Source organism: Armatimonas sp., from assembly GCF_043757465.1.
Lineage (GTDB): Bacteria > Armatimonadota > Armatimonadia > Armatimonadales > Armatimonadaceae > Armatimonas.
The window spans coordinates 1-25,922 of the sequence record NZ_JAYVPL010000110.1 but is presented as its reverse complement, the minus strand read 5'-3'; the positions used below and the strand labels follow the sequence as shown (position 1 = coordinate 25,922).

Sequence of the window (25,922 nt, the reverse complement as noted above, 5' to 3'; positions counted from 1 at the left end):
CTAGAGGAGGTTCTCCAGGCCGTAGACCAGCCCGACCAGGCTCGTGGCCTTGCGAATGGCAAGCACGACGCCGGGCATGAAGCTCGTGCGATCCAGTGAGTCGTGGCGCAGGGAGAGGCGCTGGCCCTGCGCCCCAAAGATCACCTCCTGGCTCGCCACAAAGCCCGGCAGGCGCACCGAGTGCACGGGAATCTCGTCCACCTCGGCCCCCGTGGCTCCCGCGTGGCTCTCAAACGCATTCTCAGGCTTGGCGGTAGGCACTCCCGTGCGCGCCGCCGCGATCATCTGCGCCGTCTTCACTGCTGTCCCCGACGGTGCGTCCACTTTCTTCTCGTGGTGCATCTCGATAATCTCGACATCGGGCAGGTACTTGGCGGCTTGCGCAGCGAACTGCATCATCAAAATCGCTCCGATGGCAAAGTTCGGCGCGATTAAACACGCTGTCTGGTGCTTTTCACAGAGCCCCCGTAGCTCGTCTAAATCCGCAGGCGAGAGCCCCGTGGTCCCGACAATCGGGATGACGTTGTTCTCCAGCGCCGTGCGGATATTGGTCATCGCAGACGACGGCACGGTGAAGTCCACCATCACGGCGGGCTGACTCTCTCGTAGAAGCGCCCCCATATCGTCCCCAAACTCAATCTGCGCGATGACTTCCATGCCCTCGGCCTCGGTGACCGCACGCACTACCTCGCTCCCCATCCGGCCCAGCGCACCGGAAACAGCAACTCTAATCATAAACCCAGTGTACCGCAGAACCCACTCGGCCTGACCCCATCTCTCCGGGTTCGTGGAACTCACCACCTCTCTTCCCCCGGGTGCCCTCTGGGCGGTTCGCAAGCTCACGGGAAGAGAGGCAAGCTACTCACCCTCCAGCTCCGCGAGCGCTTCTTTATCCGCCTCCTCAAACGGCCCGATAGCCGCAATCGTGAGCTTGCTTGAGTCTTCTGGCAGAATGGCCTGCGCGACGGCGAGTACATCCGCGACGGTCACGGCGTTGATCTTGGCGAGGGCTTCGGCCAGTAGCGGGACGCGGTTGTAGTACAGCTCGGACTTGCCCAGGCGGGTCATGCGGCTACTCATGGACTCCTGCGCCATGATGAGTGCGCCCCGGAATTGATTTTTCGAGCGCTGAAGCTCCGCTTCGCTCACACCGTCTTTGCGGACTTTCTCAAACTCGGCACGCACTAAGTCAAGGCACTCCTCAAAGTTCTCCGGCGACGTCCCGCCGTACGCGGCGAAGTAGCCCCCCTCGCGATGTGTTGCACTATAGGAGCCCACGGAGTAGGCCAGGCCGCGCTTCTCGCGAATCTCCTGGAAGAGCCGTGCGCCCATCGAGCCCCCCAAAATGCTGTCTAAGATCGCTAGCGGATACTTTTCCTCGTCGTTCTGGCCGTAGCCACCCACACCGACGCAGAAGTTCACTTGCTCGGTGGGGCGGCTGTAGAGAAGCTTGCCGGGAGTCGCAACGGGGCGGGTGAGTGTGCCGTTGGCCTCACCCGTCACAAGCCCCCCGAGCATCTTTTCCGCAAGCTCCACCACTTGCGCGTGCTCCAAGTTGCCCGCGGCGGCGACGACCAAGCTTTTTGGCCCGTAGCGCCGCGCGATGTAGCCGCGCAGGTCGTCGGGAGTGAACGCCGAGACGGTCTCGACACTGCCAATCACCGGCAGGCCCAGCGCGTGATTCGGGTAGATTGTCTCCGCAAAGAGATCGTGCACCATGTCTTCCGGGTCATCGTCGCGCCGCTTGATCTCCTCCAGCACCACCTTGCGCTCTTTGGCCGTCTCGTCGGGATCGAAGAGCGAGCCGGTGAGCATGTCCGTGAGAATGTCTAAGCCAACGGGCAGGTGCTCGGAGAGAACGCGGGCGTAGTAGCAGGTGAACTCTTTGTCCGTAAACGCGTTGAGGTAGCCCCCCAGCGCATCCATCTCATCGGCGATATCTTTAGCGCTGGGGCGGCGCTCGGTGCCCTTAAAGAACATGTGCTCTAAAAAGTGGGAGATTCCTCGCAGGCGCGGCTCCTCATCGCGTGAGCCCGCACTGGCCCAGAGCCCCACGGAGACCGACTGAACGGTAGGAATATTTTCAGTGACAACCCGCACGCCATTGGGCAGAACGGTTCGGGAGACGTTTTCAACCATAACACTAAGTGTACCGTTTTTTTAAGCTGTCAAGCTTGCCAGTTTATGTGCAATACCGTTGCCAGACTTAGCGAAGAAAGATACATTCGTACAAGAACTATGAATAGAACCGCGGGAGTCTGTCTGAGCGCTCTGGGTCTGGTGGCACTGATATTTCTTTGTCCCACTTGCCGTCGCAGCCCCATTGAGCAGCACCTGAAAGAGCAGTCTGAGGCCGCACTCACTCGTGCGGGGCTGACAGATTGGACGGTCGGCTTCGAGGGGCGAGATGCTAGCTTGTTTGGCCCTTCCGCAGAAGCGGAGCAGGCACGTACGCTGGTTGCACAAGTGCCTGGCGTCTGGGATGTGCAGCTCGTCAATGGTTCTGTAGCACCCACTCCAGTGCCCCTACCGGGCCCTACTTCGTCGCCAGAAGCCACAGCGACCCCAGAAGCCACAGCGACTCCGGAAGCGCAAGCAACGCCTGAGCCCTCCCCGCAAGCGATCTCGGCAGGTGAGCCCACCGGGTTAGTGCAAGTGCTTTCCTACGGGGGCGTGGTCTATGTACGGGGAGTCTACCCTGACGAGGCGAGCCGCCAGAGCGCGGTTCAGGCCGCAAAAACCGTCTTCGGTACAGGAGCTGTCCGTGATGAGACAACCCTCAGTGGCAGTGGGGGTGCGCTAGGCTGGCCCGCAGAGACCCTCAAGAGTCTGAGTGTCCTGAAATCAGTGCGTGATCTTGAGCTCTCCGCGGGTGGCGATGCGCTCACTCTGAGTGGCGTTGTTGCCTCCGCCCGTGAAAAACAAAAGCTGGCTGGTATTGTCAAGGCAAGCCTGCCCGAAAATATTACTCTGGAGAACCGCCTAACTTTAGCCGGGGAGAAGCTGCCTGTCCCCACCCCTTCAGTGAACACCGCGCTGCCCACCGCAGACCGGCAGAAGGCGCAGAGGCTGCTCGATGGCATCGTGGGCAAGGGTGCGGTGCTCTTTGCCACCGCGAGCTCGCGCATCCAACCCGAAGCCTATCCCTACCTCAACCAGATCGGGGAGGCCCTCAAGAGCCAGACCACGGCTACCATTGTCGTGGGCGGGCACACCGACAAGCAGGGTGATGAGCCGGACAATCGTCGCCTCAGCCAGAAGCGCGCCGATTCCGTACGGGCCTATCTGGTTGCGCGTGGCATGCCAGTCAAACACCTCTATGCTCAGGGCTATGGCTCCGTCCAACCCATCGCGACTAACACTACCGAGGAAGGACGCCGTCGTAACCGCCGAATCGGTTTCGTGGTCCGCTAGTTGCAAGTTAAGGAATCACTATGCTGCATCTCTATTTATTAATCTTACCCTGTCTCCTGGTGGCCTTTGCCCTCGGGCTCCTCATGGGCTACTTTCTCTGGTTCCGCACGTCTCTGAACACCGATACCACGAAGATCCTTAGCGGTGATTTGGGAGCACTGAAGAAAAAGCTCCAGGAGCGAGACAAGCAGCTCACGGGCATTGGAGCGGCGCACGCTAAACAGCTCGAAGCTCTCAATAATGACCTGGTCAGCGCCAAGACAGAGCGGGATCGGCTACGGGCGGAGGCGATTCCGCTTAATATTCGCGTTGACGAGCTAACCCGAAACTTAGAGACATCCCAAAAAAATAAGGACGAGACGCAGGAGCAGCAAAACATTGGGGAAGCCCCCTCTACGACCCTAGGAGGTCTCGCTGCCATCGCTCAGGAGCGTGATGAGCTCAAGAAGTCACTTGCCCAAGCACAGGATAAGCTCACCGATTACACTCAGGCGCTAACACAGGCAAACACCAATATTCACACCGCCAATCAGACCATTCATACTGCCCAGGCACAGCTCCAGGCACAAGCAGCCGAGCTGGAACGTCAGCGTCCGTTGGTTCCGTCCCTGGCAACAGAGTCAGCCGGGGCAGACGGATTAGTGATTCCTGAGGCAGAGCCCGGTCATCAGGACGACCTAAAAGAGATCGTGGGGGTCGGGCCGTTTATCGAGGCCAAGCTGCATGATCTCGGGATACGTACCTACAAGCAGATCGCGAAGTTCTCACCGGATATGCTAGAGAAAGTGGCTGGTAGTATCGAGTACTTCCAGGGCCGGATCGGGCGTGAGAACTGGACGGAGCAGTGCAAGGCACTGCACTTTGACAAGTACGGCGAGAAGCTCTAGTCGCCAATACCCCTCTTCGAGGGGGTTGGTAACCGGCTTAATGTCGGCCCGGTGGTCACGACCAAGAGCCTCGCCCATTGATTGAACGCTTCTCGCACTTTCTGAGTTTATTAGGGTGAGATGCGACGACCAACTGGGGACGATGACAGCCTGCTCCAGCGAGCAGTGCGCGGCGAGGCAGATTGCTTTACGGAGCTTGTGCACCGCCACCGTCCCTGGGTCTGTCGGCTTCTGAGCGCAATGACTTCCGATCCCGAAGCGGCGGAGGATCTAGCGCAGGAGGTATTCACCCGGCTCCATCGCCACGCAGGGAGCTACAAGAGCCGAGGACAGTTTGTGGCCTACCTCAAGCAGCTCGCCCTCAATGTGGGGCGCAGCTATCTGCGGCGCATTCCGGGCGTCACTCTCGTGGCCTGGGACGAGCAAAAAGAGCCGCTGGGCGAGATCCGTAGCGACTTACTCGATGCCATTCTCACCCGTCAGGTGCAGGACGAGGTTCGTGCCAGTGTCGAGGCGCTCCCTCCCGACCAGCGCGAGGCCGTGCTTCTGCACTACTTCGGTGGCTGGACTGTGCCTGAGATCGCCGCCCGGGTGAAGTGCCCCGAGGGAACCGTCAAGTCGCGTCTCCATCACGGCATTCGCAAGATCCGCGAAGCCCTCACCAAAGACTCAGCAACTCAGAAAGAAGAACAATAACTATGAACGACTCTATTATCATTCGCATGGCAACCGAGACCATCCAGCACCTGCGCCACGCCATCCCGGTCAGCTCCTGCCCGTACATGGTGCCGTCTTACAACGCTCTCGTCACGGCGGCCCGCGCCAACCACCCCGACGATGTCTTTCTCAAAGTGCTCTCTCCGCTCCCCACCACCGGCGACGACCGCGACTGCATCTCGATTGCGGAGATCACCGCGCTTTTTGCCCAGCTCGCCATCGCTCTGGAATCGCTCTCGTAAGCCCAAAAGTATATTTCCATAGTTCAGAGACATTTCAGGGAAAATTCAGGGTGCTGTGCTACAGTTAGTTACATTCGTCGTTCACGACAAGTGCCTACGTTTTTGTAAGGAAAGGTAACAAAATGAGAAAGATAACTTCTAACCTCGCGATGATGCGGATTATCGTCGTGAGCATGGCTAGCCTCCTGATGGCCTTAGCACCCAAGCCCGCCCACGCATACGACCCAGACACTCACTTCCAAGTAACTTATGTCCTGTGTCGGGCTGCTGGGTTCACCCACGCCGATGCCCTGACCGTCGCGCAATATGACCAGGGGATGGATGATTCCAACGGGACACTTGCCAACACGGGCATAACCCCCCACATCGTAGAAGAGGGACTCTGGCACGCTCTGCCCGCAGCCTCGGATCCGAACCTAGTCATCACACGCAAGAATCAGATGTTTGAACAGGCAGTCAGGGTGCCCGGTCGCACACTTAAACTTCAGTACTTAGGGGTGTTCTACCATTACCAACAAGACACCTGGGCACACCGAGTCCATCCCAACGATAATGCGACAGTGTTCAGTCCCTACACTCAACCATTAGGACATGGATTGATGGGACATCAACCCGATCGCCCTCCTTTTGATCCTATCTGTGCGCTACGATGCCTTGAAGAAGGAATTAACTATGCACGTCAATTTTTGAAAAGAGCGCTCAGTCAAACTCCCAGCCCAATGTTTGATAATTACAGTCCTGCATTAGGATCATTGGATACAAATTGGAGAGATACTGGAGGCAAATCGCTGTCAGGAAAATTCATCCATCAAATCGCCATTGATAACTCAAATACTGCCCATAAATTTACCACCACTCTAATTCGGGCGCAGATTGACTCCTACACAAATGGGATAGAACTAGGAAACCCTAATTACACCGGCTACAACACTTCTAATGAAGCTGATTATGCTACAGTCAGAGAAAATCTCCAGGCAGTTTGCAGGCAATTCAATATAGAAGTGCAGATACCGGACAAACATACCCCTTTCACCACACTAACTACCAAAGTACTTCTCGAAGGAGTCTCATCCACAATAGTTCCCTTGCCAACGCCCCCCGTAGCGGCCCCGTCAACAGTACAGAAAGTCATTACGATTAAAAGCGCCTCAAACAGCCAGTTTATCTGCGCCACAGATGGACTCACGGACAATCAGTGGCTCTACTGCAAGTCAGGTACCCCAGTGTCATTCACCGTGGTTGGCCCGCTGAACAACTGTGTTCTCAAGGTCAGTGGCCAGAACCTGTACTTTAGCTACAACGCGACAACTGGGGCGGTGAAGCTCTGGAGCAATTCTGATGGAGCGAACTTCAGCCTAGAGCGGCAGAGTAACGGAACCTACGCCATCAAGAGCCTCAAGTTCAACCAGTATGTCTGGCTCTCCAGCCAGTCGCCCTACATCACGGGTACGGGTAAGGCTAGCAATACCGCAGGTCAGTGGTACATCACTGGGCTCTAGTCTTTAAAAGCGACACCACCCAGACACGATTCAAGCGGGGCTCCTCACTCGCTTGAATCGCTACTTTCCAAGGCCTGAGTTTGCGATTATTCCGTCTTGGCCTACCCCACAAACTTCAGTGAGCTAGGGTCTTTGAGAACTTTGGCGGCCACAACACCTTCCACGTCCGTGAGCCGATAATCGCGGCCCGCGTAGCGGTAGGTGAGCTTGGTGTGGTCAATGCCGAGCAGATGCAGCATGGTGGCGTGCAGATCGTGGATGTGGCACTTGTCGCCCTCGGCAAACCAGCCGTAGTCATCGGTGGAGCCGTAGGTCGTGCCGGGATTCACGCCGCCGCCCGCCATCCACATCGTGAAGCCGTGGGGGTTATGGTCGCGGCCATCGCCGCCCTGCGCCGTGGGCGTGCGGCCAAACTCGCCGCCCCAGAGCACCAGTGTGTCTTCGAGCAAACCGCGCTGCTTCAGATCGCGGAGCAGACCGGCAATCGGCTTGTCCACCTCAGCGGCGTTCTTCGTGTGCCCGTTCTTTAAATCCCCGTGCTGATCCCATTTATACGAGTGCGTCACTTGCACAAACCGAACGCCCGCCTCGCAGAAGCGCCGCGCGAGCAAGCACTGCCGCCCGAAGTTATCCGTGGGGTCTTTGTCAATACCGTAGAGATCCAGAGTCGCTTGTGTCTCCTTAGAAATATCCATCAACTTGGGCGCTTCCACTTGCATGCGAAACGCCAGTTCGAAGCTCTGGATGCGACCCTCGAGAACCGGGTCCACGCCCCAGTGGCTCAGCTGCTCGGAGTCTAAGTCATGGAGATTATCGAGCTGAAGCCGCTGAAGCGCCGCCGTGGCATCCGCGTTGCCAAGGTGCGCGAGCTTGGCCTCCTTGGCCTTCACCGACGCGTTACCAATCGGGGTGCCTTGTGTCCAAGGGGGCAGAAACGCGGAGCTCCAGTTCTGGACACCGCCGTGGCCCAGAGTCGGGCAGATCGTGACGTAGCCCGGCAGGTTTTGATTTTCCGTCCCAAGGCCATAGACCGCCCATGACCCCATAGACGGGCGAATCCCGACATCGGTGCCGGTGTGGACTTTTAGCAGCGCTCCGCCGTGCGCCGGGTTGCTACCATGCAGCGAGCGAATCACGCACATCTCGTCCACACACTTGCCCACTTCAGGAAACAGATCGCTGACCTCGGTGCCGCTCTGGCCGTAGTGCTTGAACTTCCAGGGCGAGCCGAGTAAGTTGCCGGTCTGGGCGAAGACCACGCGCGGACGCTGACCAGCGTAGGGCTTGCCCGAGTCGCGGGTGAGCAGCGGCTTAGGATCAAACGTATCCACCTGGCTGGGGCCACCGTGCATAAAAAGAAAAATCACCCGCTTGGCTTTAGGCGCAAAGTGCGGTTTTTTGACTGCAAGTGGGTTCTCCGCCCGGGCTTCGTCGGCGAGGAGCCCAGCAAGCGCAAGCATCCCAAAACCAGAGGCACTGGTCTGGAGCAGCTCACGGCGCGAGACGGCGCGCTGAAACCGATGGCAAGCGTGATTTTTCTGATTACTCATGGAGGTATTTTACCGCAAAGTCAGCGAGAACCGATAGGGTTCATCGCTCTGTAGCTTGGGTACTATGGGTACTATAATAACGAATGGCAGAGATGCCACTACAACTTCCGCTACACGGAGTTCGTCACGGTTCAGTAGTCACTATTACCGGATATTGCCGGAGGCACTAAGTGCCCCCGGCGATGTTCACCCGGATCAGCGGCTTGATCAGCTCCCGACGCTCGATAGCGGCCAGTGCGTTGGTGAAAGTATTCAGCGTAAAGAGAGGCTCCCCAGTCCACCACTCGCGCTGGTAGGCACCTGCACGAAACCCCTCCACCACTTGATCATGGGTCTCGGGCTCGTCGTAGCCGCCTTGGTAGATCGTAAAAGTCGCTGTGGTGCGTGCCGGACGGAGGATGAGTTTCTCCCAGTCATCAAGGCCGTAGATCCCCAGGATCGCGCCGTCGGCCAGAAATGGCAGAATATCGTCGCTAGAGGATTCCTTACCCACCGTGTCGATCACGCGATCAAATTTCTCCGTGATCTCACTCAGCGCCTTGTAGTTGACATAGCCTGTCGCGCCCGCCGCGCGGAAGACGGCTTCACGTGCGGCGCTGCCGATCACGACAATCTGCTCCGCGCCGAGGCATCTTGCATGGGCCACAAACGCGAGCGCGTTACCGCCGGAGCCCACAATCAGGAGCCTCGTCCCTTCCCCGATCCCAAGGCGCTGGGTGTAGCTCAGAGTCTCGCGGAGGGTGATAAAGAGCGGCCCGGCCTCGGCGGGGATGTCATCAGGAATGACTTGATGGATGCGGTAGGCGTCCCACTCGGACTTCTCCAGACCATCTTCCTGCATCGCGCGCCAGTCCCGGCAGAACCCGAACTCCGCAAAGCCGCCCCAGCCGATATTCCAGCTTCCGTCGGCTGCCGCCGCCGTACCGACACGCGCCACCAGATCGCCCACTTTCAGGTGCCGCACCTTGGGGCCTCGCTCCAGCACGCGGCCTACGCTCTCGTGTCCGAGCACCAAGGGATAGGGCATGTCCCAGGGCAGTCGGTCATGGAGAATATGCCCGTCGGTGCCCGCGCAGATCGTTCCGTACACAATCGCGACCCGGCAGTCGTAGTCCGTCAGCAGCGGCGGCTCCTGAACATCGCGCACGGAAACGGTGCCATCGGGCGTCTCCACATAAATTACTTTCATACCCCTTGATTCGGCAAAGGTGCGCCTGGCTCCTGCCGTGGTATAATACGAAGTTGCCTCCGCGCTACGGCTTGCGCCTGCGGAGGTATTTTCATGTCAGGTTGTTACTATGCTTAGAAATATTGCCATCATCGCCCACGTTGACCACGGAAAGACGACCCTTCTTGACGGGATGCTCAAGCAGGGCGGAGTCTTCCGCGAGAACCAGGAAGTCGCCGAGCGGGTGATGGACCGCATGGACCAGGAGCGCGAGCGCGGCATCACCATTGTCTCCAAGCACACCGCGCTGGTCTACAAGGGCCACAAGATCAATGTCGTAGACACGCCCGGTCACGCGGACTTTGGCGGGGAAGTCGAGCGCGTGCTGTTGGTCGTGGATGGCGTGCTGCTTCTGGTAGACGCCGTAGACGGCCCGATGCCACAGACCCGCTTTGTTTTAGAGAAGGCGCTCGCCGCCGGGCACAAAGCCATTGTGGTAATCAACAAGATGGACCGCCCCGATGCCCGCCCGGACTGGGTGGTCAACGAGACCTTCGATCTGTTCCATGCGCTGGGCGCTACCGATGAGCAACTAGACTTCCCGGTGGTCTATGCCACCGCACTTGATGGCCGCTCGTCGCTCAACGAGGACTACGCCGACGCGGTAGACCTCCAGCCACTTTTCGACACGGTTCTGGCCACCGTTCCCGAGCCTCGGGTTCTCGGTACCAAAGACGATCCCACACAGGCGATGATCTCCACTATTGATGGCGATCCGTATTTGGGCCGTCTGGGAATCGGGAAGCTCTTTTCCGGAACACTGCGCCCCAACCAGCCCGTGACGGTTTTCCGACGTGATGGCTCCAAGTACATTACCAAACTCCAGAGTGTCTTTGTCTACGAGGGCATGAAGCGCATCCCCGTAGAAGCCGCCTTTGCGGGCGACATTATCGCCGTCACGGGCCTGCCGGAGATCACGATTGGGGAGACAATTGCCTCGGGCGACAATCCCCAGCAGATCCCGCCGCCTACCGTGGACGAACCCACTCTCAAGATGACCTTTGGGGTGAATACATCGCCGCTCGCAGGCCGTGAGGGGCAGTTCTCCACCAGCCGCAAGCTGCGCGAGCGCCTCTACAAAGAGCTTGAGACCAATGTGAGCCTCAAGGTTGAGGAGAGCGAGACGCCGGATAGCTTTATTGTCTTTGGACGCGGGGAGCTTCACTTAGCCGTGCTGATCGAGACCATGCGCCGCGAGGGCTACGAGCTGCAAGTGTCTATGCCCGAGGTCATTACCCGTGTCGGGGAGAACGGCGAGAAGCTAGAGCCCTTTGAGCGCGTCTTCATCTCTCTCCAGGAAGAGTACTCCGGCGCGATTGTCCAAGCACTCGGCGAGCGTCGGGGCGTGCTGATGAACATGCAGCAGTCCGACCGGGGCGATACGCGCCTGGAGATTGTGATCCCCACCCGTGGCCTCTTAGGTTTCCGCTCACGCTTCTTGACACTTACCCGTGGCACGGGAATCATGTCCGCACTGCTTGAGGGCTATCTTCCCTGGGCCGGGCCGGTTCCGCACCGCTCACAGGGCAGCCTGATCGCCAATGAGTCTGGGATGACCACCAACTTCGGACTGACCAACGCGGAAATCCGTGGAGAGATCTTCATTGGACCGGGCATCGAAGTGTATGAAGGCATGATCGTGGGCCGCCACCAGCGCGAGGGCGATCTGGTGATGTCAGTGACCAAGCTCAAGCCACTCACCAACATGCGCGCGTCTAATAGTGATATTTCGGTGCGCCTCACTCCGCCCACGGACATGAACCTGGACCGTAGCTTGGAGTATATTGGCCCGGACGAATTAATGGAAGTGACGCCTAAGAACGTGCGAATGCGCAAGCGCGAGCTGAACTTCAAGCTGCGCAAGCGCTCCGAAAAGGGCGATTAGGTTCGCCCCCGGCCCCCGTCTGGCGGGGGCTAGGGGGTTGGCTCTCCCTCGACCACGGGCTCGCTCTTGAGCCGCCTTTGATGATTGATCCTTCGTGGTTGCAAGCCCAGTTTCGCAAGCTCGGCGGTAGTGTCGGTGTCATCGGACATGGCACTGTAGTAAAAACGCACCCTCGCAATCACTTTCTGAAGCAGCTTCTGTGCCTCGTCCCGGCTCCGTGTGGCCTGCTGTCGTCCGCCCACTCCCACGGTTCCCTCTGAAGCAGCAATGGTATCTAGCTCCCCTTGAATCAGAGTGAGCAAAGCAGCAGGATAACGTGCATTCACAGGCTGAAGTGTGGACGAAAGGGCAATCGCTTGCCGCGCCAGAGAAAGCACACGAGAATCTGTTTTTAGATCGCCCATTTGCTTTCCTTGCCAGCCGTAGGCAGTGAGCGCGGCTTCTCGATCTGGTTCTGAAATCTCGTAGCGCGGCACTCCCTGAATAAACCGGAACCCATCACGTAGGTACTCACCAAGGTTTGCAATCGCTTCCCGCCGTTGTGTGACACTGCGTGTGCGTATGGCTCCTACACTCTGCTGTTGGGAGTCGAAAGAAAGCACTTCGGCAAGGCGCTCGTCTAGTGCGGCACGAATCATTGTGGGTAACTTAAATACATCTGTTGCAGGACGGACATCATCTACTCGTTGCATACGCTGCGCCACGAGTACAAACTCATTCATTTTGACTGTTGACATAAAATTCTCCGTTGGATTTGTATTTGGGATGCCTACCCCCTAACCCCCGTTCAACGGGGGGAATATGCGGAATAGTTCCTTATTGTCCCCCCGCCCGGCGGGGGTTAGGGGGTTCCCACCCGCTCATAGTGTGCGTCTAGCTCTGGCGTAAGCAGCAGCAGTGCGGCGATTCTTCGTGCCATTGTGCTGACATAGCGTGCCTCTTCTACTGTAAGCCCTCGCTGAAGTATACCCTTTTCCCGGTACGAAAGCCATTTCTTGAGCACCGTGTACCCTCCGAGGGTATAACCCCACACATTCGCAGGGATGTTCTTCCAGTACGCTCGGTCATTGAGGTAAATATCGTAGGTTCTGTTTCCCAGCAGTGCCCACTCGTCGTCGGTGAAGGCTTGCCGCTCCGCTGTCTCTTGCTCCCGCCCGATTGCCTTGCCCTTCCCCGGCATCACCACTCCCGTTCCATGTCCCCAGCCTGCGGTAAGCTCCAGGTCGCCTGAGTCTAGGCTGAGAGTTCCGCCATCGGTTGCTGCCATTGTCGCCAGTGTGGCAAAGCTCGGCGTTAGCGGAGCCGTTGTGATACCTGATACGCTCTGTTCGGGGTCAAGCAATGCCGCCACTCGCCGCCCCAGAGCGGCACTTGCCTCTAGCGCGTCTTTGGTGGAGGGTAGCGGAACACGCGGCCAGTCCTGCCGCAGTGCCCCGGCATTTTGTGTACGGTAGTTTGGGGAGTGGAGGACGGCGAGGGTGTGGTAAAAAAGATCGTCGGGGGAAGCATTGAGGGATTGGAGGTACTCTCGTGCGAAATCTGAGAGATTGTAGCGTGTTCCGTCAGGTAAACGATCATCGTCTAGGTCTGTCGCCTTCAGACGAAGAGGAAAATAGTTAGAAAATCCATTCCCGAGATTGTCTGCTAAAACACTACAATTGAAACCACGATCAAAATGCTCTGTTGCATATCTTTGTCGCCCTTCAATCCAAATATTTCCTTTAAAAACATGTGGAAAATAATCAGGAGATTTTCTGCCAAGAAGACCTGTTTCTGGCTCCCAATATATCCATCTTAGATCAAATGGTCTATATAAGTATGGTACAAAATATTGTGGAAGAATTTTTCTTTGAACTAAGTAATCTCTTGTCTTTTCCGGCTCAAACTTATTAACTGCATCCATCGCTCCAGAAATCAAAGCTTTAATTTCATCATGAGATATATTTGGATTGAAGTATGCTTCCATCCGAGATTTTAAGCTATTAAGATCAACGTGTACAACTACGTCATCACGTTTTGTCTGCACTCCAGGAAAAGATGTAGGAAAGAGTTCGGGAAGCTTTTTCCATTCGAGATAGTTTACTGCCATCTCACGGGGTTTATAGGGAAGGCCCAGTTTGGGAACTAGCGTTAGGGCAGTGTACTGTTTCTGATGATCGTCAGATGTGACACTATCCATTAAGGCTTGTCTGCGCTCACTTGCACGGGCATCGTCCCAGTCTTTGTAGTAAATGGTAGCAGATTCGCCTGTAACTACCGGAGACGATCCAGGGTGTTTTACCATAAGAGTGATAGACGTACCGACTTTAATTCCCACCGACGAACCCTGCATAGCAAAGACTGTCTCGCTGGTGCGCCCATCAGGAGCATACTCAGAGATAATACGGTCGCCGTGCAGGTTATCCACCCAGATCGTATCGAAAACCTCCGCATAGCGCTCCCGCATTCCCGTAAACGAAAGACCCTCTAGCCAGGAGTAATTAGAAATGTAGCAGACAACCCCCTGCCCGCCTGTCTCCACAATACGCTTCTCCGCCATACGGAAAAAGCGGATGTAGAGATCGTTCAAGCCCTGACCCTGCGGCGCAGGAACATTCTTGACCGTACGGTACGTATTGCTCAGGCTCCGCTCCTCTTCTACCGCCACGCCCGCGTAGCCGTTGTAGGGAGGGTTTCCCAGGATTACTAGAATAGGCTTTTGCTGCTTCACCCGCTCCGCTGCATCGCGCTCCTCCGCAAAGCCTGGAATGGACAGCGCCGGATGAAGGCCGCCTGGTTCCCACCCCGTTAAGGCATTGGTGAGATAGACCCCCATACGCTCGTTCTGTGCCGCTGATAAAGGCGCACCAAAGGTCTGAAACAAAAGGCCAAGCTGAAGGTGTGCGACCACAAAAGGGGCAGGGAGTATCTCGAAGCCAAACAGACGCGGAAGCACGGACTTCTTCAGCTCCGCCGCCGCCAGCGCATCTCCGCCCAGCGACGCGTGAAGAAACTTCACTACTTCCACCAAGTAGGCCCCAGTTCCGCAGCACGGATCGAGGATAAACACACTCTCATCGGCGAGGCCACGCGCAATCCCCAGCTCAGACTTCAGCACCGCATCCACCCGCGCCACTTGATACGCCACAATCTCACGCGGCGTGTACCAAACTCCCAATTCCCGACGAAGTTCTGGATCAAAGGCTTCCAAGAACGGCTCGTAGAAATATTGGACGGCGTTTTCGGCGGCGAAACGCTCAAAGAACTCCTTGCGATCCACGCGGTTCAGCGCCGCACTCGCACGCTCCAGCACCTCACCCAGCCCCAGCGACTCCAGATGCGCGGGGTTGGCAACCTGATAGAACAAATCACGGACAATAGGGACGTGCAGCTTGTACGCCGCCATCTGCCATGAGAACCGCGCTTCCTCATACCGGCCTTCCTCGCGGTGCCACAGCACCCACGCGGAGAAAATTCCGTAGAACAAGGTCTGCACCAGGGTCGAGCGGAAGAAGCGAACGCCTTTCTCTCCCTCAAATGCCAGCCCCAGCGCATCCTGCAAGGTCTTTTTCAGTGGCTCTAGCCCCGATGCATCCCCCGTCTCGATCCGGTACTTTGCCTCTCGTGCAAACGACGCGAGATACCATGCCACCTCTGATGGTTGCGTCAGCGTGACATTGGTTGAGAGGGCACGGCGCAAAAACTCCACAAACCGCGCCTCCTCTGTCTCGGTGATTAAGGCCACGCTCCCTGCCTTCTGCCAAAACGCCCCCTCAGACTCTGCCAGCGCAAACGCCTCCCCCAACACCAGCTCACCCCCCGGCCCGCGCTCCACCACCTGAAAGGCGCGGTAGTTGGTAATCAGTACCGCCCCGTAGTGCGCTAAATACTTCGCCACCTGCTCCGAGCGTGCCAGCACGGTTAAGTCGGCCTTCACTCCCTTAATCTCGATCACCCCAGGCTCGGGTTTCGCATTGGGAAGAGGTGTGCTTTGATCCTGCCGCGCAAACTGCTCACTCACAAACAGCCCAGCATCAGGAATCCCCGCGCCGGTATTGCTCACGTGCGAGTGACAGCGCACTTTCGGCTTCAGCGCCCCGCCCACAGCGTTGAGCAAGTTCACCAGCGCCGGATAGTAAGAAGTCTCCGCGACAGCGGCACCCGTTGCCCGTATCGCACGCACTTCAGAAAGATAAGAAGAGAGCAGTTTCATCTTTATATCTTACCCACCAGCCCCCGCCCAGCGGGGGAGGTAAGCAGAATTATTCCTTATTGTCCCCCCGCCCGGCGGGGGTTAGGGGGTAGAAAAAAACAAGGGTGCCCTAGCGCCGAAACGCCGCGATCACCGCGTCCTGGCGAGCGTTGACCTCGGGATCTGTGGTCTGTCGGGTCGGGTCGGCTTTGAACCACTCCAGCGAGCGGCGCACGCCCTCGGCCCAGACTACCTCGGCTTTGTAGCGGGGCACGAAGCGCTTGAGCTTGCTATTGTCCAGCACCACCGAGTTCACCTTGTCCCCGATCAGCGTCCCCTCCCAATCCGGGTAGAGGCTCATGCAAAAGTCCGACGGAATATGAACGAAGTCAGGCGCAACCCCGAGAGCGTCCGCCACGGTCTGAAAGAGCTGGTTCCAGCAGAGCACTTCGTCGCTGGTGATGTGAAACGCCTCGCCGTAAACCTCGGAGCGGCCCAGCAAGCCCACAAACCCCTTGGCGAAGTCTCCGTTCCAGGTGTTGGTCCACAGCGACGTTCCATCTCCCGGAATAATCACGGGCTTCCCGGCCAGCATCCGCTCCACCACGGTCCACGGGTGCGCCCAGCTATTCAAGACCAGTGGCAAGTTCGCGTGTCCATAGGTCAGCGAGGGCCGCACGACTGTGTACGCCTGCTTGCTCTGGCGCTCTAAAAGCTGCTCACAGGCAATTTTATCCCTCGAATACTGCCAGTGTGGGTTCTCCAGCGGCGTCTCTTCCGTGATCAAATAACACTTAGGCGGTTTCTGGTAGCAACTGGCTGAGCTAATAAAAACAAACTGCTCCGTCAGTCCGTCTAAAAGCGCAAGCCGCGCCTCTAAGTCCTCAGGAGTGAACGTAATAAAGTCCGCAATGGCATCAAAAGGCGCATGCGCCACCAGTGCAGCCCGTAGGCTCGCCTGCTCTCCACGCACATCCCCTGTTATCACTGTCACCCCCGGCGGCGGGAGATACCTCTTTGAGCTTCCCCGGTTGAGCAGAAAGACCTCGTGCTCCTGCCGCACCGACTCCTCCACACAGGCCGACGAGATAATCCCGGTGCCACCGATATATAAAACACGCATCTATTTCGTCTCGGGAAGCCGCGTCGTCTGCCAGGCGGCGAAGTGCCATTCGCCTTTTTGCCGTGTCCAGACTTCGGTGAAGCGCGCCTTGAATGCCACCTCGTTCTCACCCGACTTGACTTTTACCTCAGTAATCCCTGTGACAATCACGGTATTGCCGTAGACCTGATGTTTCTTCTCGGAGAGCACCACGGAGAGGTACTTGGTCGCACCCGTCTTCAGCGCGTCCAGCAGCGTCTCTTTGGTATCTGTCTTCCCGCTGGAGTGGGTGTAGACCATGTCCTTGGTGAAGAGAGCATCCAGGACAGTAATATCGGCCTTGACCAGTGCCTCGATGCGTTTCACATCCGCCGCGTTCGTGGCCTCAATCGCCTCCGCACGGGTCGGAGTGGTTTTCTGCTGAGCAAAGACAGGAGCGGCAATCACGAGCGCCGCGCAAGCAAAAGATAGGTTTCCGAGGTTTCTCATGGGGAGATTATAGCGCATACGCCGTTCATTCGGAGCGGGCCGCTGAGTGTCCTGAGGTCTTTTTCTGCCTTGCGATTGGCCCACAAGCGCACGCCAGATCGTGCCGACACCCTATCATCATTTGGCGACGGGGACACTCAAGCTTGTCATAGCATCTGATTTTTTATCTTTAATAAATATCTCATCATGCCCAATGTCTTTTTTTAAACTCAATATTGCATTTCCCATGTTATCCATATAAGAAGCCAAATCAGCTAAACGCTCGCAAATCTTCTCACATAATTTTAGCATTATCATATTCCCAACACAATAATCATCATTTTTTAAATTAAATTCCGATAGGGAGGCATCACGAGCAATCACTGAATTCATAAAATTATTAAAATTACATTCATGAAATTTTCCCAAATCCCTATCTATATATCTAGTTTTTCTCATCACAGATAAACCATCTCTATTATCACCAATTAGTCCATTCAAATATTTTTTGTACTGCGAAGGTAATGATTTAATTAAAATATTCTGAATAGATTTTGCGGTTCCATTTGAAGTATATCTATCTCTGGAAAGAGTGACCTTGCCAGAAACATGTTTTTTAAAATCTAAATCAGAAATTTTCGCACAAACACGAAGTATATTTGACAAACTCGCATTATTTTTTCCGAAGATCACATATTTTAGATCTAAAAATTCATCTAAATCATTTTCAACATGATATTTATTTTCATACTCTTTTGACAAATCATTAATAGTGAAAATATTATTTTTTGACTTTTTACTCAATTCAGGATAATTTATTTTCCGACCACTCGCATCTTTCACCATCATTATATTATTTACAGATATTCTCACTCCCCATTCCTTACTAATAACAGGCATTATACTTATTTTATTATCATTAACATCTATACTATATTCCTGCTTATTCATCAAATTACATATTTTCAACCATAATCCTACATCTGATTTTATTTTCGTGAAATATTTCCTTCTTAAAGCAATTTCTAGTTTCTGACGCGATTGAGATGACAAATCATTTCCATCAATATTCGAACCTGTTTCGGATAACCTCATCATTTCTAATACGACTGATCGGATTCCCCCATCATCTACAGATACCAATTTTCGACCCTCTATCTTAACCTGAGAAAGTTTTATCTCGTCCATAGCTTTATTCAAAACATCCAAATATCTAATCAATTCATTATAGGAACAATAAGGAGATAATTCAAATTTTGTGTCTCGGACGAAGAGAAGAAGATTATCTATCCTATAGCATACCGTATTTAATTCCCTATTAACGAGAAGTGTCAAATCATTAATATTTATATTATAATTATTTAGAGCTTTTTCTATTTTTCTAAGAAAAATATCACTTGGTATAAATTCAAAAACTATACAAATTGATTTTTCAGAACAAATAGAATCTAAAACACTGCAATTATATTTCTCTTTCCAGATTCTAGCTTTTTCTTGCATGATAAACCCCTATGTGAAACAATATTTCTGCAAAAGCAATCCCTGAGGTGTTGTTCTGGTTTCGCTTATGAGAAAAAACAGCATGGAAAGCATTAGGAATAAGCCTTTGAGATCGCATGTAAGATAAATATATAGATAATTTCGCTATTTTTCATATTTTTGCGAGGGATATTGCCTCGTAGATACACTATATCATCCACGAGACAATGTCCCTTATCCAAGTGTTCGCTAATGCTTGCAAGCAGAATTACTTCGGTAATCAGAGATCGCAGGTTATCACAGAATTTGCAGATACATTAACTTCATAAATAGGAATACTTATTGTTACTCCTTCTACGTCAAAATCCATATATTCTCGGTCAACAGCTCCATTTAAAAAACCTCCATTAGCAGGCTTAATATCGTCATAAATGCCATTATAGCCACTACAACTGCCTTGAGCGTCTGCAGTTTTAACCGTTCCTGAAGAAGTTGCTGTCATCGCTGACACATTTGTCTTACCGCTGGCTCTAGACTTGTACATAATCCCTATTGTTTCAGGGCCGTCTAATGGATTAGGATTATCCTCCGCAATCAGAACACAGTAAAAACTAACTTCCCCTTCTGCATATCTAGAAGGTGAACCAATTGACTCAAAATTTACAGATGCATCCATATTCTGCACTGATTTCGTATACCCATTGCAATTTGTAAATATCTCTTCATGCGTTAGAGAATCATCAATATGTAAAAATTGACTTATCCCAGAATTACTAGACACATTGACATCAAAACTCATCATTGCTTTTGCTTCATGTACAGGAAGCATTTTCGCACCAATCACAGCGTATGAGCACAAAAACACTGGCACAACTAAAGCTATTCTAGCGATCTTACTCAGTCTCATTTTACAACACCTCTTATCTTCCTAAGAATCTTCTCTGTGTAAGCAGGGTAGCATAGGAATATTTAAGCTGCAAGTCCCAAAAAGTGGGACACTTTAGTTGCCCTAAACGCTTTCGCTTTTACCCCCCCCCCCGGCTTCGCTGAGTATTTACTAAGAATCCTCCCCTCGCGAACCAGACGTACTGCTTCGTGACGTTTTTGAATACCAAGTGTCGCCTTGATCCGCTTCCAGTAGGTGTCCACTGTCTCCTCACTCAATGATAGAGACTCTGCCAAGACATGTGTATCCGTTGTTCCCTTCTCGATACAACAATCTAAAAGTGCCTTCAGACAAGGCATCAGCTCAAATTTCGTCACCTCACTCATTGCCACTCTCCTCTCCAGGAATGATTTTACAGGATTCCTGCTTCTTGAGTGGCTGTAGAGCGCACCAGACCGGTCAAGAGCACCCACTCATTCGGGTATTGCTCTGGACTCTTAACGCATTTTACCGTTTGTCGCCCAGCGCCTTCAAATCCTTCTCGGCCTTGCGATTGGCGAGCAGGCGCTGGTACTCCGGCGAGATCACTTTCACGAACTTGGGTAGCTCGTCTTCCCAGTGATCCAAGAATGCCTGACCGCGCTTGCTACCCGTGTACTTCACATGCGCCTCGATCAGCTCACGGAGCACCCCCGCATCGTCCTCGGAAACAGCCTCACGCAAGATGGACGGCAGGTTCGTGGGGAAGAGCTCTCGGATCAGTGCGACATCGTTGCCTGTCACCGGCCCACAGCCTGCGGCCAGATCCTGGTTGATACGCTTGGGGAAACCGCCCTTGAGGTCATACACAAACGCGATCCCACCGGACATTCCCGCCGCGAAGTTACGGCCCGTGCGACCCAGTACCACGGTGATGCCGCCGGTCATGTACTCGCAGCAGTGGTCGCCCACGCCCTCGACCACGGCAACCGCGCCGGAGTTGCGGACGCAGAAGCGCTCGCCGACCGCGCCCGTGAGGTAGGCCTCGCCACCGGTTGCCCCATAAAGCAGCGTGTTTCCCGCGATGATATTCTCAGACGCCTCAAACGTCGTTTCTTGAGGCGGATGCACGATAATCCGCCCCCCAGACATTCCCTTGCCCACGTAGTCGTTGGCATCCCCGACCAGCGTGAGCTGCATTCCCGGTGCCAGAAACGCACCGAAGCTCTGCCCCGCCGAGCCGGTGAAGTCAATCTTGATCGTATTGTCTGGGAGCCCCGCCGCGCCGTAGCGTTTGGCCACTTCCCCCGAGAGCATAGTTCCACAGGTGCGATTATGATTGAAGATCGGCATGGTGAAGCGCACCGGGCGGGCATCCTCTAGCGCAGCCTTCGCCTGCTCGATCAGCTTGTAGTCTAGTGCGCCAGTTAACCCGTGATCCTGCTCCTCCACTTTTCGGGTCGCCACACCCGCTCCCGCAAACGGTGTCCCCACCAGAATCGTGGAAAGATCCACGCCGCGTGCCTTCCAGTAGCGGACGGCCTCGCTGGTCTCCAGGTACTCGGTGCGCCCAATCAGCTCATCTAGGGTGCGGACACCCAGCTCGGCCATTAGCTGACGCACTTCCTCAGCGACAAAGAAGAAGTAGTTGATCACGTGCTCGGGCTTGCCAGAGAACTTCGCCCGAAGCGCCGGGTCTTGCGTCGCAATGCCAACCGGGCAGGTGCCAAGATGGCAGACACGCATCATGATGCAACCCTGCGCCACCAGAGGCATGGTAGAGAACCCGAACTCCTCGGCCCCGAGCAGCGCGGCGACTAAGACATCGCGGCCTGTTTTGAGCTGACCGTCGGCCTGAAGACGCACCCGGCCCCGCAGCTCATTGCGCACCAGCACTTGCTGTGTCTCGGCAAGGCCCAGCTCCCAGGGAACTCCGGCGTGCTTGAGGGAGCTCAGCGGCGACGCGCCCGTGCCGCCGTCGTAGCCCGAGATCAGAATATGATCCGCGTGCGCCTTAGCCACACCTGCGGCAACCGTGCCAACACCCACTTCGGCCACTAATTTTACAGAAATTCGCGCCGCCGGGTTCACGTTCTTTAGATCAAAGATGAGCTGCGCCAGATCCTCAATGGAGTAGATATCATGGTGCGGCGGTGGGGAAATTAAAGTGACGCCGGGGGTCGAGCGGCGAATACTGCCGATGTACTCGTCCACTTTATGCCCCATGAGCTGGCCGCCCTCGCCGGGTTTCGCACCCTGCGCCATCTTGATCTGTAGCTCATCGGCATTGACTAAGTAGTGCGTCGTGACACCAAAGCGGCCACTGGCGACTTGCTTAATTTTACTGCGCCGCTCGTCGGTGTAGCGTGCCGGATCCTCGCCGCCCTCGCCCGTGTTGCTCATTCCGCCCATGCGGTTCATTGCAATCGCGAGGCCCTCGTGGCTCTCCCGGCTGATCGAGCCCAGGCTCATCGCGCCCGTGGCAAAGCGCTTCACAAGCTCTTTGGCGGGTTCGACTTCGTCTAGGGGAACAGGCGGGAGAAGCTTCCGGAAGCTCATCAGGCCACGAAGCGTGGACGCCTCCACGGCGCTCTCATTAACGGCTTTGGAGAACTCCGCAAACGTGTCGAAGTGGCCTTCACGGACGGACTTCTGGAGTTTCTCCACCATGTCCGGGCTGATAGCGTGCTTCTCGCCATAACGCCGCCACTGGTACTGGCCGCCCGGCTCCAGATCGAACGCTCCGGCAGTCTGCTCCTTGGGGAAGGCGCTCTCGTGGAGGGTGCGCACCTCGCGCTCGATGTCCTCAAGATTCACGCCCTCTAAGCGGCTTGCTGTGCCGGTGAAGTAGCGCCGGATAACCTCGTTGTTGATCCCGATAGCCTCAAAAATCTGTGCGCCCCGGTAGCTCTGGAGTGTCGAAATTCCCATCTTGGACATGACTTTCAGGAGCCCCTTATTCACGCCCTTGATCACATTCTTGCTGGCGGTCTTGAAGTTCACACTGGTCAAGACACCATTAAGCACCAGATCATCAAGGGTCTCAAAGACAAGATACGGATTGATAGCGCTTGCTCCAAAGCCCACTAAGCACGCAAAGTGATGAACCTCGCGCGCCTCGCCGGTCTCGACAATCAGCGCGACTTTATTGCGTGTGCCTTCACGAATCAAGTGGTGGTGAACCGCGGAGATGGCCAGCAGCGACGGAATCGGGGCGTATTCGGGCGAGATATTGCGATCAGAAAGAACGATCACCCCAATGCCGCGCTCTAAAGCATCGCTCGCCTGACGGCAGAGGCGCTCAACCGCGCGCTCTAGCTCTCCCAGCGGCTTGTCGGGGCGGAAGATCGCATGGGCCGTCCAGAGCCGGATCGAGTTGCCATCGTCGCTGAGCACACGCAGCTTCTCGAGCTCGGCGTTGGAGAGGATCGGGGTTGCGATCTTGATCTGCCGTGCGTTCTCCGGGGCATCGTCCAGAAGAGACCCGTCCGTGCCGATATAGTCCCAGAGGCTCATGACAATGCTCTCACGGATCGGGTCAATGGGTGGGTTGGTCACCTGCGCAAAGAGCTGCTTGAAGTAGGCAAAGAGGTTCTGTGGTCGGTGCGAGAGCACAGCCAGCGGCGTGTCGGTGCCCATGGAACCTAGCGCTTCTTCGCCGCTCTGCGCCAGTGGGGTGAGCAGTAGGCGCAGCTCCTCGGTGGTGTAGCCAAAGGCCCGCTGCTTCTGGATCAGCTCCGCATGCACGGGATGATCCGGTTCCGGTGGCTCGGGCAGGCTGGCAAGCTCGACTTTATGCTTTTCCAGCCACTCGCCGTAGGGATGGAGCCCGCAGACGGTGCTCTTGACTTCCTCATCACTTAAAATGCGCTGCTGCTCGGTGTCCACCAAAAAGAGCTTGCCGGGCGTGAGCCGTCCCCGCTCGACGATCTTCTCGGGCGGAACTTGCACAACGCCGGTCTCGGATGCCAGAATCACTAGATCATCGGTAGTGACGGTGTAGCGGGCGGGACGCAGGCCATTGCGATCTAGCACCGCGCCTACCTGCACGCCATCCGTGAACGCCACCGCGGCGGGACCATCCCAGGGCTCCATCAGACAGGCATGGTACTCGTAGAATGCCTTGCGCTCTGCCGCCATGATCTCGTTACCGTCCCATGCCTCAGGGATAAGCGTCATCATGGTCTGCGCCAGTGTCTTGCCGCCCATGAGCATCAGCTCCACGGCATTATCGAGGCTCGCGGAGTCGGACCCCGTGGGGCTCACGAGAGGATAGCACTTGCGCAGATCATCGCCCAGCACACTACTGGTCAGCCCCTGCTCCCGCGCCTTCATCCAGTTCCGGTTACCCCCGATCGTGTTGATCTCCCCATTATGCGCAATGTAGCGGTACGGGTGGGCCAGCGGCCAGCTCGGGAACGTATTGGTGGAGAAGCGCTGGTGCACTAAGGCAATCGCACTCTCCATGCTCGGATCGCTCAGATCCAAGTAGTAGCCGCGCATCTGGTGCGGCAAGAGCAGGCCCTTGTAGATCAGCGTGCTCGTGGAGAGGCTGGGGATATAAAAGCGCGACGCGTCGGGAATCCCCGTGGCTCCGGCGACCTCGCGCTCTACCTGCTTGCGGATCACATAGAGTTTTCGAGAGAACGCCGCAAACGCTGTGGTCGTGCCGCGCTGAATAAAAAACTGGCGGATTACCGGCTCGGTCTCGGCAGCCTGCCGCCCGATCTTGGTGGAGTCAACCGGCACATCGCGCCAGCCTAGGAAAATCTGCCCCTCTTGCCGACAGAGTGCCTCCAGCGTACGCTCACACTGCTGGCGGGCATCACGCTCAGTGGGCAAGAACGCTACCCCGACCCCATACTCGCCCGGAGCAGGCAGGGCAAAAGCAACCTTCTGGCGCAAAAATGCATCGGGAACCTGGAGGAGAATGCCCGCACCATCGCCGGTCTCGGGATCGCAGCCGGTCGCCCCGCGATGCACCAGGTTATCCAAAATCGTGAGGCCCATGCTGACAAGCGCATGCGAGCGTTTGCCCTTGATGTGCGCCACGAATCCCACGCCGCACGCATCATGTTCAAACGCCGGGTCGTACAACCCTGCTGCAAGTCGCTTATCCACTTATCCGTTCCTGTCCTTCACACGCTCATTTGTATCCGAATGACGAACGCGGCGACAGAGCACGCACCCCGCCCAACACTGGTCGGGAACTGAAATTATATCATAGCGCGCTAGTTAGAGAGTCGTTCCAGGAGGCTGCGGGCTTTCTCCTGAATTCCCGGGGATGCGCCCGGCACTTTGAGAAGGGCGTTCAGCTCCGCCCGTGCCGCTTTGACATTGCGCTCTCCAACATAGCAAAGGGCGAGCCCGAGATGCGCAAAGGCTTTATCCTCCGCCCCCGTTGCGAGGGCAAGAGCCTTCTGAAACCAAGGCCGCGCCTTCGCCGCCTTCTCTTTCTGGAGGTAGAGCCGTCCTACCCAGATATAGGCGGAGGCATTCTTGCTACTTTGCGGCCCTTTGGCCAGCAGTCCCGCCGCCCAGAGCGCCTTCGTCTCATTTCCCTGACGTGCCAATCGCTCGGTCAGCTCCGCAGCGAGCGCACTATCCGCGGGATTCTGCTTGAGCTTCGCCTCCAGCGCAGGCTGCCCTTTGTATTGCTTGAGAGCATCCCCAGCAAGTTGCAGGAACTCCGGCGCGGGCATGAAGCCCGGCATGCGCCCCCACTCGCCCCCGTCGGCATCGAGATAGAGCACGGTCGGAAAGCCACTGACCCTGTACTTCATGGCAAGGGCCTTGCCCTCGCGCTCCGCGTTCAGCTTCACCGCGACCAACTGGCCGCTGAACTGGATCACCTTCGTGTCTGTGTAGACCTCGGCCTCCAGCTTCTTACAGTACCCTCACCAGTCGGTGTAAAAGTCTATCAGCAGAAGCTTCTTGCTGGCACGGGCGCTCTTCACGGCGGCCTCGTAGGATTTCACCCAGGTAATCTTTGCAATCTTTGGCATGGGCTATTTTATCGCACGCTAGCTTTAGTGCGGCCAAGTCTCCAGAACCTGCCCTCGTCCCCCGAGAAACTCAATCACGGCGAAAGCTTGTTTCCCCAACCCTAGCCGCACCGCCTGAGTCCCCGAAGGAACCTGAAAAACATGAAAAGCCTCAAAGAGAGCACGGCTTGCGGAGTTAAGTGGCGTTCCGTGAGGCTGAAGCAATCTCTGCGTCAGTGTGCGATTTTCGGCAAGAAATTGTAACTCTTCTCTTTGGTTTTCGATAACTTTGATTAAGTCGGGAAATCGAAAATCTAGCTCTTTGGCCTGATTCGTAACTGCTCAGGTCTTGCCTGAGTGCCTATCTTACAGTATACTCCCAGCCAAGAATGAACCGAGAGGAATTTGACAGACTTACCCGAGAAGATCCC

19 protein-coding genes and 2 pseudogenes are annotated in these 25,922 nt (G+C 55.8%); 7 read left to right on the top strand and 14 right to left on the bottom strand.

What is annotated here, in order from left to right:
- On the bottom strand, positions 1-735 hold the full coding sequence (gene dapB / locus ACH2ED_RS14725; protein ID WP_395092518.1) for a 4-hydroxy-tetrahydrodipicolinate reductase: 735 nt from the start codon (positions 733-735) through the stop codon (positions 1-3).
- 123 nt (positions 736-858) lie between these two features.
- Entirely contained in the window at positions 859-2,139 is a 1,281-nt protein-coding gene (locus ACH2ED_RS14720; RefSeq protein WP_395092516.1) for a M16 family metallopeptidase, read from the bottom strand.
- Between the two features lie 99 nt (positions 2,140-2,238).
- On the opposite strand from ACH2ED_RS14720, the gene ACH2ED_RS14715 reads away from it, so the two are divergent.
- The 6 genes and pseudogenes from ACH2ED_RS14715 (at position 2,239) to ACH2ED_RS14690 (ending at position 6,759) form a co-directional block, all read left to right on the top strand.
- Positions 2,239-3,414: an OmpA family protein gene (locus tag ACH2ED_RS14715; protein ID WP_395092513.1), complete on the top strand. Its 1,176-nt coding sequence runs from the start codon at positions 2,239-2,241 to the stop codon at positions 3,412-3,414.
- A 20-nt stretch (positions 3,415-3,434) separates the two neighbouring features.
- Positions 3,435-4,301, top strand: a complete 867-nt coding sequence (locus ACH2ED_RS14710; protein ID WP_395092511.1) for a hypothetical protein — start codon at positions 3,435-3,437, stop codon at positions 4,299-4,301.
- Positions 4,302-4,421: 120 nt separating this feature from the next.
- Complete coding sequence (locus ACH2ED_RS14705) at positions 4,422-4,997, top strand: RNA polymerase sigma factor (RefSeq protein WP_395092509.1); 576 nt, start codon at positions 4,422-4,424, stop codon at positions 4,995-4,997.
- Between the two features lie 2 nt (positions 4,998-4,999).
- Positions 5,000-5,260 (top strand): hypothetical protein, encoded by a 261-nt coding sequence (locus ACH2ED_RS14700; protein ID WP_395092506.1) that lies wholly within the window; start codon positions 5,000-5,002, stop codon positions 5,258-5,260.
- 122 nt (positions 5,261-5,382) lie between these two features.
- Positions 5,383-5,589, top strand: a pseudogene (locus ACH2ED_RS14695) (DUF6765 family protein); the annotation flags it as partial.
- Positions 5,590-6,345: 756 nt separating this feature from the next.
- Entirely contained in the window at positions 6,346-6,759 is a 414-nt protein-coding gene (locus tag ACH2ED_RS14690) for a hypothetical protein (protein ID WP_395092609.1), read from the top strand.
- A 101-nt stretch (positions 6,760-6,860) separates the two neighbouring features.
- Here the strand turns inward: ACH2ED_RS14690 and ACH2ED_RS14685 are convergent, their stop codons facing one another.
- Both ACH2ED_RS14685 and ACH2ED_RS14680 read right to left on the bottom strand, forming a co-directional pair.
- Positions 6,861-8,309: a DUF1501 domain-containing protein gene (locus tag ACH2ED_RS14685; protein ID WP_395092504.1), complete on the bottom strand. Its 1,449-nt coding sequence runs from the start codon at positions 8,307-8,309 to the stop codon at positions 6,861-6,863.
- 166 nt (positions 8,310-8,475) lie between these two features.
- The gene (locus ACH2ED_RS14680) at positions 8,476-9,498 is read right to left on the bottom strand and encodes an alcohol dehydrogenase catalytic domain-containing protein (protein ID WP_395092502.1); all 1,023 of its coding nucleotides are present in this window, start codon (positions 9,496-9,498) and stop codon (positions 8,476-8,478) included.
- A 109-nt stretch (positions 9,499-9,607) separates the two neighbouring features.
- Between ACH2ED_RS14680 and typA the strand changes: the two genes are divergently transcribed.
- Positions 9,608-11,422: a translational GTPase TypA gene (typA, locus tag ACH2ED_RS14675; protein WP_395092499.1), complete on the top strand. Its 1,815-nt coding sequence runs from the start codon at positions 9,608-9,610 to the stop codon at positions 11,420-11,422.
- Between the two features lie 29 nt (positions 11,423-11,451).
- Here typA and ACH2ED_RS14670 read toward each other — a convergent pair whose 3' ends face one another.
- From ACH2ED_RS14670 to ACH2ED_RS14625, 10 genes and pseudogenes are all read right to left on the bottom strand, one after another.
- The gene (locus ACH2ED_RS14670) at positions 11,452-12,159 is read right to left on the bottom strand and encodes a hypothetical protein (protein ID WP_395092498.1); all 708 of its coding nucleotides are present in this window, start codon (positions 12,157-12,159) and stop codon (positions 11,452-11,454) included.
- Between the two features lie 104 nt (positions 12,160-12,263).
- Complete coding sequence (locus ACH2ED_RS14665) at positions 12,264-15,614, bottom strand: type ISP restriction/modification enzyme (RefSeq protein ID WP_395092495.1); 3,351 nt, start codon at positions 15,612-15,614, stop codon at positions 12,264-12,266.
- Between the two features lie 109 nt (positions 15,615-15,723).
- Positions 15,724-16,716: an NAD-dependent epimerase/dehydratase family protein gene (locus tag ACH2ED_RS14660; protein ID WP_395092492.1), complete on the bottom strand. Its 993-nt coding sequence runs from the start codon at positions 16,714-16,716 to the stop codon at positions 15,724-15,726.
- On the bottom strand, positions 16,717-17,184 hold the full coding sequence (locus ACH2ED_RS14655) for a nuclear transport factor 2 family protein (protein ID WP_395092490.1): 468 nt from the start codon (positions 17,182-17,184) through the stop codon (positions 16,717-16,719).
- Positions 17,185-17,301: 117 nt separating this feature from the next.
- On the bottom strand, positions 17,302-18,663 hold the full coding sequence (locus ACH2ED_RS14650) for a hypothetical protein (protein WP_395092488.1): 1,362 nt from the start codon (positions 18,661-18,663) through the stop codon (positions 17,302-17,304).
- Positions 18,664-18,922: 259 nt separating this feature from the next.
- On the bottom strand, positions 18,923-19,549 hold the full coding sequence (locus ACH2ED_RS14645) for a hypothetical protein (RefSeq protein WP_395092485.1): 627 nt from the start codon (positions 19,547-19,549) through the stop codon (positions 18,923-18,925).
- 62 nt (positions 19,550-19,611) lie between these two features.
- Positions 19,612-19,914: a LuxR C-terminal-related transcriptional regulator gene (locus ACH2ED_RS14640; protein ID WP_395092482.1), complete on the bottom strand. Its 303-nt coding sequence runs from the start codon at positions 19,912-19,914 to the stop codon at positions 19,612-19,614.
- A 121-nt stretch (positions 19,915-20,035) separates the two neighbouring features.
- Complete coding sequence (gene gltB / locus ACH2ED_RS14635) at positions 20,036-24,628, bottom strand: glutamate synthase large subunit (RefSeq protein ID WP_395092479.1); 4,593 nt, start codon at positions 24,626-24,628, stop codon at positions 20,036-20,038.
- A 110-nt stretch (positions 24,629-24,738) separates the two neighbouring features.
- Positions 24,739-25,392, bottom strand: a pseudogene (locus ACH2ED_RS14630) (thioredoxin fold domain-containing protein); the annotation flags it as partial.
- Between the two features lie 144 nt (positions 25,393-25,536).
- Complete coding sequence (locus tag ACH2ED_RS14625) at positions 25,537-25,716, bottom strand: hypothetical protein (protein WP_395092477.1); 180 nt, start codon at positions 25,714-25,716, stop codon at positions 25,537-25,539.
- Between the last annotated feature and the right edge of the window lie 206 nt (positions 25,717-25,922).

Coding starts and splice junctions, on each gene's coding strand:
- ACH2ED_RS14640 (WP_395092482.1), bottom strand. CDS start 19,914: ATGAGTGAGGTGACGAAATTTGAGCTGATGCCTTGTCTGAAGGCACTT.
- ACH2ED_RS14685 (WP_395092504.1), bottom strand. CDS start 8,309: ATGAGTAATCAGAAAAATCACGCTTGCCATCGGTTTCAGCGCGCCGTC.
- ACH2ED_RS14715 (WP_395092513.1), top strand. CDS start 2,239: ATGAATAGAACCGCGGGAGTCTGTCTGAGCGCTCTGGGTCTGGTGGCA.
- dapB (WP_395092518.1), bottom strand. CDS start 735: ATGATTAGAGTTGCTGTTTCCGGTGCGCTGGGCCGGATGGGGAGCGAG.
- ACH2ED_RS14705 (WP_395092509.1), top strand. CDS start 4,422: ATGCGACGACCAACTGGGGACGATGACAGCCTGCTCCAGCGAGCAGTG.
- ACH2ED_RS14670 (WP_395092498.1), bottom strand. CDS start 12,159: ATGTCAACAGTCAAAATGAATGAGTTTGTACTCGTGGCGCAGCGTATG.
- ACH2ED_RS14660 (WP_395092492.1), bottom strand. CDS start 16,716: ATGCGTGTTTTATATATCGGTGGCACCGGGATTATCTCGTCGGCCTGT.
- ACH2ED_RS14665 (WP_395092495.1), bottom strand. CDS start 15,614: ATGAAACTGCTCTCTTCTTATCTTTCTGAAGTGCGTGCGATACGGGCA.
- ACH2ED_RS14700 (WP_395092506.1), top strand. CDS start 5,000: ATGAACGACTCTATTATCATTCGCATGGCAACCGAGACCATCCAGCAC.
- ACH2ED_RS14645 (WP_395092485.1), bottom strand. CDS start 19,549: ATGAGACTGAGTAAGATCGCTAGAATAGCTTTAGTTGTGCCAGTGTTT.
- typA (WP_395092499.1), top strand. CDS start 9,608: ATGCTTAGAAATATTGCCATCATCGCCCACGTTGACCACGGAAAGACG.
- ACH2ED_RS14650 (WP_395092488.1), bottom strand. CDS start 18,663: ATGCAAGAAAAAGCTAGAATCTGGAAAGAGAAATATAATTGCAGTGTT.
- ACH2ED_RS14680 (WP_395092502.1), bottom strand. CDS start 9,498: ATGAAAGTAATTTATGTGGAGACGCCCGATGGCACCGTTTCCGTGCGC.
- ACH2ED_RS14710 (WP_395092511.1), top strand. CDS start 3,435: ATGCTGCATCTCTATTTATTAATCTTACCCTGTCTCCTGGTGGCCTTT.
- ACH2ED_RS14655 (WP_395092490.1), bottom strand. CDS start 17,184: ATGAGAAACCTCGGAAACCTATCTTTTGCTTGCGCGGCGCTCGTGATT.
- ACH2ED_RS14720 (WP_395092516.1), bottom strand. CDS start 2,139: ATGGTTGAAAACGTCTCCCGAACCGTTCTGCCCAATGGCGTGCGGGTT.